5 protein-coding genes and 2 pseudogenes are annotated in these 12342 nt (G+C 54.1%); 2 read left to right on the top strand and 5 right to left on the bottom strand.

Annotation, left to right across the window (positions count from 1 at the left end):
* Positions 1-19: 19 nt before the first annotated feature.
* Genes BMZ51_RS21660 through BMZ51_RS21650 form a run of 3 tightly spaced genes read right to left on the bottom strand, consistent with a single transcriptional unit; the run spans position 20 to position 9052 of the window.
* Complete coding sequence (locus BMZ51_RS21660) at positions 20-1321, bottom strand: MATE family efflux transporter (RefSeq protein ID WP_068010120.1); 1302 nt, start codon at positions 1319-1321, stop codon at positions 20-22.
* Positions 1318-2838 carry a 4-hydroxyphenylacetate 3-hydroxylase N-terminal domain-containing protein gene (locus BMZ51_RS21655; RefSeq protein WP_082825723.1) on the bottom strand — a complete coding sequence of 507 codons (1521 nt, stop codon included), beginning with the start codon at positions 2836-2838 and terminating at the stop codon, positions 1318-1320. Before BMZ51_RS21655 ends, BMZ51_RS21660 begins: the two co-directional genes overlap by 4 nt.
* A complete protein-coding gene (locus tag BMZ51_RS21650; RefSeq protein ID WP_068010119.1) occupies positions 2831-9052 on the bottom strand; it encodes an SDR family NAD(P)-dependent oxidoreductase in 6222 nt (2073 codons plus the stop codon). The genes BMZ51_RS21655 and BMZ51_RS21650 overlap by 8 nt, the downstream gene beginning before the upstream one ends.
* Before the next feature lie 215 nt (positions 9053-9267).
* Here BMZ51_RS21650 and BMZ51_RS21645 point away from each other — a divergent pair, with 215 nt between their 5' ends.
* The gene (locus tag BMZ51_RS21645) at positions 9268-9987 is read left to right on the top strand and encodes a 4'-phosphopantetheinyl transferase family protein (RefSeq protein WP_068010118.1); all 720 of its coding nucleotides are present in this window, start codon (positions 9268-9270) and stop codon (positions 9985-9987) included.
* 121 nt (positions 9988-10108) lie between these two features.
* Here the strand turns inward: BMZ51_RS21645 and BMZ51_RS24820 are convergent.
* A pseudogene (locus tag BMZ51_RS24820) lies at positions 10109-10315 on the bottom strand (DDE-type integrase/transposase/recombinase); the annotation flags it as partial.
* 144 nt (positions 10316-10459) lie between these two features.
* Positions 10460-11659 (bottom strand): annotated as a pseudogene (locus BMZ51_RS21635) (ISKra4 family transposase); the annotation flags it as partial.
* Positions 11660-12016: 357 nt separating this feature from the next.
* Here BMZ51_RS21635 and BMZ51_RS21630 point away from each other — a divergent pair.
* On the top strand, positions 12017-12342 hold a 326-nt coding region (locus BMZ51_RS21630; RefSeq protein ID WP_175485055.1), incomplete at its 3' end, for a transposase.

Raw genomic sequence — 12342 nt, 5'->3', positions numbered from 1 at the left:
TCCATATGGAAAACGCGGTCTAGGCGGTTTCAAGCTGTCGCCATCCACCCTTGCGCCATCTGAGGTAGTTGATCGTGCTGCGCAACAGCTCATCAAGAATAAGCGCCAGCCATAACCCGACGATTCCCAACCCGCTCTCGAAGGCCAGAAGGTAGGCAACCGGCAACGAAATCAGCCAGTTAACAGCCACGGAAACTTGTGCAGGGTACACTGTATCCCCACTGGCCTTCAGGCTGAAGGAGATGATCATTGCCGCAGCTTTGAGCGGCTCATGGATAAGGCTGAGGGCCATCAGGACCAGGCCCAGTTGAATGATCTCAGGAGATTGAGTAAACAGCCCCAGCAGCGGTTTCCCGAATGCCCAAAGCACAGCCACAATCAACAGCGTTGAAAGAACACCCTTTAAGAGATGGCGGTGCATCAGTTCATGTGCGCCGTCGTGGTTGCCACCACCAACGGCACCAGCAAGCACAATCTGATTGCCGATTGACCACGCAGAAGACCAACAGATTGCTATGGTCATGAAGTTCATCACGTAGATACGGGCTGCCATCTCCACAGTTCCCAGCTGAACGGCGGCGAAAGCAACTGCAAGCATCAACAGCTCAGCTGATATTGGTTGAACAGCAGCAGGCAGGCCAAAGCGAAGAGCAACCTTTATGGTGTTTGCACCTTGCGTAAATGCTGCAACAGGCGAGATCCGCACCTTCAACCTTGCAAAGATGAAGAAGGCACCCAGAGCAACCGCAACCACCTGAGCCAGTATCGTAGCCAGAATAACGCCGTAAATTCCAAGCCCCAATGAGAACATGAAGAAGAAGTTGAGCGGAATGTTAAGCGCTGCCGAAGTGATGCCAACATACATGTTTATGTCTGGCCTGCCTTGCGTCATGCAGACTGCACCTATCACAGTCCGCAGGCCATAAAACACCAGCGCAATGGAGATAAAACGCAGGTAGATGCCAGCAAAAGAACCTGTATCTCCGGGCATGCCCAGTTGAGAAAAAACAAGTGGCATGAGGCCTGAAACAACAAACACAACCACAACGCCCAGACCAAGCGCAATCACAAGCGCGGCGCCATATACAGCGGGCAGAGTTTCCGCTTTACCAGCGCCCAGCCTTTGGCTGGCAACGTTGGCAGCCCCCTGCGAAGTCATGAGGAAGAGGATCACGCAGATAACAAAAACAGGAATGGTTGTTCCAACACCTGCAGCAGCTTCATCAGAGATCTGACTTAAGAACAGCGTATCGACGAAGAACATCGAGAACGTCAGGATCATGTCAATGAAGATGGGGATCGCAATTGACTGAATTTTCATTGTGCTTTCGGCTCCGCAAAACTGAATTCTTCAAGAATATTCTGCTCCAGCTGATCAAGATCAGGCAGAGCATCGGCCAGAGTCATCCGGTTGCGTACCGGGTCGCCTCTGTTCCATAGCTCATAGATGTGTTGGCGCCCGCCGAAGCTGTCTGCCACAAGGTTGCGCACCAGATGAAAAATCGCGGCCTTTTGCTTTGCAGAGGTTTTATGGCCGTGCATGTACCGCTCAATCAGCGCCGCAAGTCCTTCATCAGCAAAGTCCACCGCGCACGCCTGCATAACCGAACCAGACCCACTGATCTTGGTCAGAATTTCTGTCAGCCGCCCGCTGATTTGCGCCGCATAGGTATCCAGCGCAAGGGTAGAGCCCGGCGCAATAAGGCCATAGCCAGTGGGGTCACTCTCAGCTAGTGTTGCCTTCAGCCCCAACCGCGACAACTCGCAGTACTGCGCAAGCTCGCCCAGATCAGACTTGATCTCGCGAAACTCTGATACTCCGATAGCCCGCGCTGCCAATCGCGCCACCCCAAGCATGAAGCGCAAGCGGTGGTAAAACCGGATTTGCCCCACATAAAGTGACCAGCGGTTCAGGTGCCAGAACCCATCCAGCGCGGTCTGCGCATCATCCAGCAGGAACACTCGCTCTTTGGGTATGAAAACATCATCAAAGAAAATCATAGCGTCGTGTTCTTCAAACCTGTCTGCCAGCTCGTGGGGGCTTCCCGCACGCCGACCAGCCATGGAGGGCCGGGCCAGCATGGACAACCCCTCTGCATTCATCGGCACAGAAAACCAGCAGACGTAGTCAGGCAGTTCCCGCCGCGCATACGTTGGCGACAGATAGACCAGAGCGTCATGACAGTAAGGCGCAAGGGTCGCCAGTTGCTTGGCTCCGCGCACAACAATACCATCGGAGCTGCGCTCCACCACACGCAAGGCCATATCCGGGTTCTCGGTTATCCTGACCGAGCGATCCATCTGCGGGTCACCTATGGCGTGTGTCAGGATAATGTCGTTGTCGCGGCAGTAGGCATAGTACGCCTCAACACTTTCAGCAAAATCCGGGTTCACACGAGCCAGACGCTCACGAAAATCCCAAAGCCCCACCATAACGTTGGACATGAAATCCGGCAGGCGTGGCATTAAACCGTGGGTCGCTGCCATCCACTCATGAGAGGCCGCAACCTTTTGCTCAAGCTCTTCGTGGGTGTGCGGCAAAGCGTAAGACATGGAGGCCCGCACTCCGCTTTCCGTCTCAAAGCTCACAGCCTCCCGAACACCGTCCTTGTGCTGCCAGTCCTGAAGAGAGGCCAGATGCGAAAGCGGCGCGGTGAAGTTGGGATGCTTTGTAACATCCACCAGCTCACCTTCGTGATAGACCTTGCGACCATCCCGCAAACTTTCGATCAGTCGTTCGCCAGTCCAAAGGCCTTGAGCAGTGCTCCGCTCCAGCTTGTTCTTGGCCTCACGAGAGGTAAAACCGGCGACGGTTGTTTTTTCCAGAAGATCAATCATGGGCGCTCACGAGTGTTTGTGCTGATTCGGTACTGGTGGACGCCTGAGTGCGGTCAAGAAACGTCCGCAGCACCGGAAGAACATCATGAGGATGAGTGAGGTAAGGGAAGTGCCCGGACCGGTCGATTTCCACCAGTTCAGCCTCCTTCAGCGCTGACGCGATCTCCGTTGAGTGACGTGGCTCAATGATCTGGTCACGGTTGCCCACAACGCACAGGCAGCGGCAGGAAATCCGCTCCAGTACTGGCATCATGGAAAGCGACATCATCTCGTTGAGGTAACGCAGCGCTACCAGAAAGTTCACCTTCTGCGACCCCATAAGAAGTGCTCGGCACGCGTTGACGTACGCCACAGCCCGGTCACGTTCTTCGCTGCTGTTTTCACTAGCAGAGGCTTCAGCTTTGGCGACCATGTCGAAGTCGCGCTCCAACGTTGCAACAGCCGTTTGCGCAAGTTCGGCAAACTCCTGCGAACTCATGGTGGAGGGATCCCCCGCATTCAGATCAGAGGCATCATGGAAAGCCCCGAACAAGGTTAGCGAGGCTGTATCCTGTGGGAAGTCAGCCGCAAAATGCATCGCGGGGACTGAGCCCAGACAAGACCCAAAGACATGAACCGGCCCTGTTACTCCAATCTGGTGCAGGGTCTTGCGGGTAATAGCCGCCACACGCTGGTTATTGCACTCAGAAACCGGGGCACTTAAGCCATACCCGGGTTGATGCACCACAATGAGCTGATGTGACTGCGTCAAGCTGGATGTGAGAAGCGGTGTCCATGTTGGAACTGTCAATGCAACGGCTGAGAACATGACAATCGGCGTACCCCCGTTACCAACGGAAAAGACCTCAACCTCTCCGCTCTCAGTCTTCACCATGGCATGTTGAAGACTGCCATCGTCTGTGGGCACAAAACGAGCTGCCTCAGAGCTTTCATTTTCCAGCGTTTTGGCGTCGTAACTCTCTGCGTAGGAGTGAAGAAACGCCTCAATATCATTGGCAGGAACCTGATGCAGAACCCGTATCGGAGACGGTGCTTGAAGTTGCGCAACCGGCTGTGGGGCAACAGCAGGCTCAACGGCAACTGCGGCGGTGCTGACTTGCGGCTGGTCAGGCAACAAAGCACGCGCGGCCTCAGGATGATCCCGCGCTATAGCTTGCGCGATCTGAACCAGCGTAGAGTTTTCCAAAAGAACACCAGTTGGAATTGCTCCCACCTGTTCTTCCAGTGCAGTTTGAATGTTGACGACAATCAGAGAATCTACGCCGTAGTTGAGCAGATCCGCCTCTGGGTCCAGTGCGTCCGGGTCCAGCTTCAAAATATCGGCAAACAGGTTGCGCAGGCTCCCCAGCATTTGCCCGGCTTGCTCCTCCACTCCTTGCGGCTCTGCACGAACGGGCGCGGTAACCACCACCGGCTGAACCTGATTTTGCGCTGGAACCGGTGCTGGCGCGGCCTTGGGCTCAAAAACAGGGGCAATACTGACGGCAGCCTCTTGCTGCGGAGCTGGTACAGATTGCGATTGCGCCGTGTTTGCTGTTTCTTTCGGCAGCAGCTTGAACCCGACACGCGAGAGCATTTCATCTGAAGCCACGGTAAACACAGGCGCGGTATTGCCAGATTGCAGCGCACACGCTGTCGCCGACAGGCCATCCGTAACTGTTAAGAGGCCGATGCCCTTCTCCGCCAGATTTGCGGCGATATCGTCATCAATGCCTTCCCAAAAACCCCAGTTAATCACATGAACCGGCAGGCTGCTTTGTCGCGCCTTCCAGCTTGCAGACACCTGATAAGAACAGGCTGCTGTGTAAGCGGACCAACCGACGCTGCCAACGAACACATCAATTGATGAAAACAGCAGGACAAAACCGGGCTGAACAGACGCACAGGCCGCAATTATGTTGTCGGTTCCCTCCATCTTGCTTTTGATCAGCTCTGGCATCATCTCTTCTGGCAGGTCTGCAATCCGGCGGATATCGCGCACCATGGTCAGGTTCAAAACACCATCGATCCGGCCATACTGAGTTTCCACCTGACTGAGTGTTTCCTGTACCGCAGCAGCATCGGAGACATCAGCTTTAACGTGAGTGAGTTCCCCACCCGCCGCGCGGATACGGTCCGCCACTGCGCTGGCTTCCTCCGTCAGGTCAGATCTGGAAACCCACACCAGCCGCGCACCATATTGAGTTGCCAGTTCCAGACTGAAACGCTGGCCAATTGTTCCATTGCCACCAAACAGCACATAAACCCCGTTATGAGAAAAAGCGGCTGAAGGTATGGAACCATGCGGGACTTCCTCAACGGTTGGCCCGTAAACGCTGTTTCCGCGCACGGCGATCTCTGTGGCTTTCGGTTCGCCGGCTTGCCGCCAGAATGCCATGGCCTGATCTTTGGGTAGTGTCGCAAGTGCGCTGGACGGGTCAAAGTCCGCCAAAAAGATCTGGCCGTTGGTCTCGCGGCGCAACGTACGCAGATAACCGGGAATAGCTGAGGGCCTGACCTCACCAGCTTCTGCACCATCTCCCATCAGCGCACCTCGTGTCACCACATGGAAGTTGAAGCCAGAGCGACGGAACAGATTGCGGTGGATCATCTCGCGGGAAAGAGCGTGTATAAGGCTGAGTTCTACCGTTGCCATCGCCGGATCGCTGCTGCTGACAAAAACAACCGCATCCGGGTCGTCAAACAACTGGAAGCACGCTTTGCAAGCCGCCATATCGTCAACGTTCAGCACCCAGTGCCCGTTCTCCTGCAGCTGGCTGATGCCCTTACGCTGATAGGTAATCACCTGCTTTTGAGAAACAGCAAACAGCTCATCTGATGCCTGTATGTCGGCATCCGTCGGTGCAATGACCAACAATTTGCGATCACGCTCAAGAGCCCGTTTTGGCAGTGCAGGCAGCAGGTTCCACTGCTCCTCAAATTGCCGGACTTGCGGGCGTAGCGGGGCAACCTGAGGCCGTAACCCGTAGACCACCCGCGAGAAATGCGCCACCAGCTGGTGCTCATTATTGAAGATAAAGGCCTCTTGTTCAGCGTCCCCTGCTTGATCCTCAGAGGCACTTGTCAAACAAATCCAGCCCTCTTTCGGCAACTCCGTAATCTGGCAAAGCTGTCCAAGCAACAATGGTTCGTGCCCGACCTCGCCCAACGAACGCGCAACATCCGTGACAGCCTGCATCAACCCGGCATGGTCGCCTTCTCTGGTGAGCCGCAAGCGGGAAACTACGCCGCCCTGAACAACCTGCGCCTGATTTCCCAAGGCTCCACCAGAAGCCTCTGCCTGCTCGATCATTTTGGAAACAGGGGCCGCACTCACGGTGTGGGTAGCATAGCCTGAGCGCACCACCATCTCTGCTGCCGGGTGGCCATCACACTGAGCCAGAGCCACGACCCCACCATCAGCTCTGCGCTTAATCAAAATACTATCTGGAATGGAGGATGCGGTCAGATCCGCCCATTGTTCGATCTGCGCGACGGCTGGTAAGGCTGCCCCTTCCAGAACCAGTCTTGCCATCTCAGCAAGTGTCTGGATCTGCTCTGAGTATTGATCGCTTTTTTCCAGCGAGAAGAACAGCTGATCATCAGAAAGGCTGCGCTTCAGGTCCAGTACCGCACCTGGAGCCACAGTCACAACACCGCGCGGCGTCTGCCAGCTTGCGTCGGGGCGTTCCTGAGGAGCCCAGCAGATTTCATGGTCAAACGGGTAAAGCGGAAGGTCCACCCGCAGTGGTGAAACCGGAAACGCACTGGCCCAGTTCACGCTCAGGCCTTTAACCCACAGCTTCGCCAGCTTCTCCAAACGGCGGTTTGCTGTAAGCTCGTGAACATATCCCTCTGTCAGCTCACCACGCAGGCGCACAGTATCTTTTGGCGTCGCGGTACCGCTGGCGGAATAGCCCGAAGCCTTCTCACTACCCGTTATCAACTCATCCAGTATGGTTTTGAGCTCTTCAAGGTCGCGAGCGACAATTGCAACACGCTCCTGCTGAGGATCCCGGCCTGTTTGTGTGGCTTTGGCGAGACCCTGAAAATAGGCACGCTCCCAACGCTCACCCGCTGGTACAAAGTCAGGTATGGCAATCCGCTGTATCAGTTCGCTCAGCTCAAGAACCGTTTTCATCCCAGCCAGCTCGTCTGTCGTTGGCCACACTCCGCTGGTTTGGGCCAATGCCGCAGGCAGTGCCTGCCATTTTGCAGGATCATTCAGCAGGTCACTCAGGCTGTCATCCTGCTCCAGGTGCTTCCGATCAACACCGGAGGCCTCGGCCACCGCCTGATAGACGGCGTGTGCCAGCTCCTGCGCCCTTGGGCTATCATGGCGTGCATCATGTGCAGCAAGTGCCTTGCGCATCCGCACCAACAAAGCGTGTCGTGCAGTTTTCGTGCGAGCAGAAAACAGGAAGAGCTGCGGTGCATCCTCACCTGCCAACGCCAGGTCCGGTCTGGTTTGCCCGGCCTCCAAAAGCGCATGCGCGTTTGTGCCCCCTGCGCCAAAGCAATTGATCATGGCACGAAGCGGCTCTTCAACACCGGTTTTGTTAAGAACCGGTGTCCATGCGCTCAAGCTTTCCTGAAGCGCAAAGGGAGAGACGTCGAAGTTGATATTTGGGTTGCGTGTTTCAGCATGGATTGAAGGGACCAGCTGCCGGTTCCGCATTTGCTGGATCACTTTGACAACACTTGCGACCCCTGCTGCCGATTCAAGATGGCCGATGTTCGACTTGACGGACCCGATAGCAACATCGCCAGCCGTCATACCCTGTCGCCCAAAGACGTTGGAGAGCGCACGAACCTCAATGGGGTCCCCCAGGCTGGTGCCCGGCGCATGTGCTTCCACATAGCCGATTTGGTCAGGTGTGATATCTGTGCCGGTAAAACTAGTCTCAATCAACTCTTCCTGACTGTCAACATTCGGCATTGTCAGGTTATTGACAGCCCCGCCATGGTTGACTGCCGAGCTGCGTAAGATGGCATAGACCTTGTCGCCATCTTTGCGTGCATCACTCAGTTTTTTGAGAACGAGCGCTCCGCTGCCCTCAGAGGGAACATACCCATCAGCATCTGAGCTGAAGGGTTTGCAACGTCCATCAGCTGCGGCGAAACCCGTCTTGCTGAGGACGAAGTACTTGTTTGGATGAGTGGTCAGGTTAACCCCACCGGCAACAGCCATCTCGCACTCACCATTGCGGATACTCTGCGCGGCCATGTGAAGTGTGGTCAGTGAGCCTGAACACATTGTGTCTATCGGAATGCTTGGCCCGGTCAGGTCCAGCGCAAAGGACGCGCGGTTAGCAATTGTGGCATAAGAGGCGCCCGCGCTGGCATCCATAGAGCCATAATGCTGGTAAGACCCCCACATGATTGCAACATATAGTCCGCAGCGTTTTCCATCTCTTTTCTTGCGTGTAGACTGGGCATCTTCCAACGCAAGATAAACTGTTTCCAGAAAAACCCTTTCCTGCGGGTCGATTGCTTCAGCCTCAAGCTTGGACATGCGAAAGAACATGGGATCAAAGAGGCGATGATCCGGTAAAAAACCGCCCCATTTGCTGTAGGACTTGCCCGGATGGCCTGCCCGCTCCTCCCAAAACTCCTGCCAGTCCCAAAGCCGCTCAGGAATAACTGATATGTTGTCTGCGCCTTCCAGAAGATGCTCCCAAAAGCTCTCAATGCTGTCTGCATCCGGGAACTGACCAGCCATACCGACGATTGCTATCGCGTCGTCGTCTTCTGCAGTGTTTTTTCTGGAAGGGGCTGGGATTATGGTTGGGACAACCTTAGCAGTGTGATCGCCTACCTCAGGTTTAGGGGTACTTATACTCTGGAATACGTCCGGGACAATGCCTCCCTCCTCAGAAGAGAAAGTTGGTGGTGTGGTCTGTGTTAACTCTTTCTCTGCATGCACGAGTGCGCTTTGGCTCTCCTGAGCCTGCTCTTCAATGGCCCCACTCACCGTTACCAGATGAGCAGTCAGCTTTCCCACAGTGGAGAATTCAAACAAAAGCGCCTTGCTCAGTGGGCCGTAAGTGCTTTCCAGCGTTTCCACAACTGCAACGCTCAATACAGATTCGACACCCACATCCTGGAATGACGTTTCATCAGACATATCTTGCGGAGACAACCCCGTCTCTTTGCAAATGGCCCTGACCACATCAGCGCGGACCCACTCATATGCTGAGTTGCCAGGAGTAGCGGTTTGCGAAGACACACCCATTTAAAAATTCCTAACTATATGACAATATTACGTTTTATAGATAGATCCTCGATTGGGCATACCTCCTGCATAACCTCAGCTGCCCAAGGTACGTACGAGTGCTGCCAACCAACTCCTTCACGGGTGAGTTTCATGAAGGATGCATTTACTTTCAAATAGAGTTTGGTAAGACTCTAATTCATCTCTGATATAGTAGGTACGGACCATACTCTGACATGCACTCTTCAGCGCCGCTGGTTTTTTGGAGCCGGCTCGACACAAGTGGGATCAATCCGGAAGACCACCGCCACTGGTTGAGTGCGGAAGAGCAGGACAAAGCAGACAGGTTTGTGTTTCCCGAACATGCGCGGCTTTATGCATTGGCACACATATTTATGCGCGCTGTTCTTTCGCTGCTTATGCTGCACCCTCCGGGAAAACTGCAATTTTTTCATGGTGCTTATGGCAAACCATACCTGCTGGAAGGCCCTCAGATTAACCTGAGCCACTCCGGCCCATATGTTGCTCTGGCTGTCAGCGCCACCCATCAGGTCGGAGTGGATATTGAGGTGCTGAAGGATATGTCTCCAGACACACTTGGAGCAGCCTTTTCTCCTCAGGAGAGATTGGTATTTTCATCTCTTGAGAGGCAACCGGATGACCTTTTCCGATTCTGGGCGCGCAAAGAAGCTGTCATGAAATCGCTCGGTCTGGGCTTGCATCTGGACCCTTCTAGTTTCAACGTTGGTCATCCAGCACCAGTTTTTGAAACATGGCGCAACATTGATGCCAAGGTGGACAGCGACCCGGTACCAATTCAGCTGATCGACCTACATCTTGAAGAAAATCTGTCAGCGGCTTTGGCTATGGTTGGCATCAACCCTCTCAAGGCGCCTGTCCTGCATGCTTGCCATCTGGCAGAGGTTATTTTTGCAGCTCATCACCATGAAAGGTGAATTGATAGGGGCCTTGCCAACTTATTTTGAGTAAGTTTCAAGAGTTCACTTTGAGCGAATTTTATGCGGTTGTGTCGCAAACTTCGCGTCAAAGTAGAATGCACCTTCGCTCTGGCCAGATTCAGCCTGCGAGCGCCATGAATTGGCGGTAGGCTGGAACACCCTCCTGGTTGAGTTGCCCTTTTCTGATCAAGTGGGCAGTTTCGATACCCTCAAGGGTGGCCTGGGCTGAATGGAAGGCTTTGAAACCCATCATCGGCCTTGTCAGGCGTTTGATGAAACGGTGGTCTTGCTCAATGATATTGTTCAGGTATTTGACCTGCAGGATCTCGATGAAAGACCACCAGTATCCGGTGAGGAGCAAATACAGGTTGGTGTTCGTCAACCCGGCGCGGTTGGCTCCGCTCTTGTCCATGACGACTTTCTCCGGCAGAATATTGGAGCTAGGAGAGCACCAAAAAGCGTGGGGCAATCAGGCGGCAAGTTTATCGAATGCCGGATCTTGTGTTTCGCATTTCATGCCGGGATACCATTGCTCGAACTTCTGCCTAAGTGTTCCATCCAGTGCCCGTGTCCGGGTTTGCAGCAAGAGGTGGGCACCTGACTTTGACCAGCGCATCTGCTGTTTTTTGCCAAAGCGCTTGCCGACAACCGCATTAACTGTGCTTTCAACAAAACCGGTTGAGACCCGCTCCCCGTAACGCCTGCGCTCAGCGTAGTTCGGGATCATGTCGGCATTATTTTCAATGTAAGTCTGGAACTCGGCTGCTGCCTTTCTTAAAGCTTTGATGCTGGCATAGCTGGTTTCAACCTCTTCCAGATCACAGGTCAGATCCTCAATAACAATCTTGCCTTCGTGAAGATTACCGTTCCACAAATAGCCCTTGATCTGACGCAGCAGACGGCCGATCTGTTCACCGTCTTTTGGATTCACGTGATTGAGACCTTTGACATACTGGCCTATGACAGTAAGGCGCATGGTGATGTGGAACCAATCAAGAATGTGCTCTGAGGCTGGTGCCATGTGCCACGCCAAGTCGCGGACACTATCGCCGCCGTCAGTCATGAAGGTCACGCACTGGTTTTCCTGCCAGCCTTGATCTTTGAGTAGTTCATGCAGGCGCCGGCGTGGTTTGGCGTCATGGGTCTGCACCAGACCAAGGTAGCGGTCGGGACGGTCTTGAGGAATGGACTTACCCACCACCACCTCAAAATGGCTTTGGCCGTTATCTCGACAACGAACATAACCGCCATCGATGCCAACAGTGATCGGCCCTTCAGGAACAGGCAGGGCCGCACGAGTGGATTGCCTGGTCTCAACGAAGAACAGCTGTTCTTCGCCCAGTTCCGCTTCCAGCCGTCTGGCGCTCTTATGCAAGTGATTACGCACGCTTTCTGCGCAAAGACTAGCGTTGATGGGCAGCACTTCTTTGAGCAGATCAACGGTAATGCCAAAGGAGACCAGCGAAGCCCATTTGGTTTCCAGGTAAGTCAACTCCGGAGCGATATGGTCCGGCAACAATGACTTGAGCGGGCTGAAGGTTCTGGCATTACTTTGAGCGCATTGGCAATAATAAAAACGTGGGCTTTTCATATTGATGTCGCCGAAGACAGTCCGATAACGGATTGGGAACGTGCCTTTACTTCGCAGCCGAGACCCACAATGCCTGCAAGGCCCAAGGGGCTCGAACGTGCAAAAGTGGCCAAGATTCAGAACATTTGTGAACGATTGATGTTGTGCTAATCACGAAAACCCGTAGCCATTTGCTTTCATGCAGTATTTTGTTGTTGGGTAGATGGATAATAGCGCGGCACGCGATTTGAGCTTGTCTTTTCAGGATATGGATTTTCTATCGTCGCTGCCCCAGTCTGTTTGCCTTGAGGTGGCACTACAGATTTGCAGCGTTCGCTGCGCAGGTAGATTTGTCGAAGACTGGACCAATGTCGACGACACTACAGTCGGGCCTTGTTGCAGGGGTCGCTCAGTGTCTGTAATTAGAAGGCTTGTTCGTCTTCATAAAGCGATCCGATGCCCCACAAATTCAACGCCAGCCGTCGTCACAAATTTGACAAGAAGAAATATCGTGTCACGAACTGGCGTGCCTATAACGAAAGTCTTCGTAATCGTGGTGATTTGACGATCTGGGTCAACGGTGAGATTGGGAAGGAGTGGTCAGCGCAGCGCCGGACCACTCGCGGAGGGCAACGCAAGTATTCTGATTTGGCCATTGAGGCGTGGCTGACACTGCGTAGCGTGTATGCCCTGGCGTTGCGGCAGACGCAAGGATTAATGCGCTCTGTGGTCCGATTGATGAAAATTGATTTGTTAGTTCCAGACTTTTCGACACTGTCCCG

The sequence above is a fragment of the Pseudovibrio axinellae genome, from assembly GCF_900110875.1.
GTDB classification, from domain to species: domain Bacteria; phylum Pseudomonadota; class Alphaproteobacteria; order Rhizobiales; family Stappiaceae; genus Pseudovibrio; species Pseudovibrio axinellae.
This window is presented reverse-complemented; position numbering and strand designations above follow the sequence as displayed.

Excerpts from the sequence above, each read along its gene's own strand:
- BMZ51_RS21655 (WP_082825723.1), bottom strand. The coding sequence starts at position 2,838 with ATGATTGATCTTCTGGAAAAAACAACCGTCGCCGGTTTTACCTCTCGT.
- BMZ51_RS21645 (WP_068010118.1), top strand. The coding sequence starts at position 9,268 with ATGCACTCTTCAGCGCCGCTGGTTTTTTGGAGCCGGCTCGACACAAGT.
- BMZ51_RS21660 (WP_068010120.1), bottom strand. The coding sequence starts at position 1,321 with ATGAAAATTCAGTCAATTGCGATCCCCATCTTCATTGACATGATCCTG.
- BMZ51_RS21650 (WP_068010119.1), bottom strand. The coding sequence starts at position 9,052 with ATGGGTGTGTCTTCGCAAACCGCTACTCCTGGCAACTCAGCATATGAG.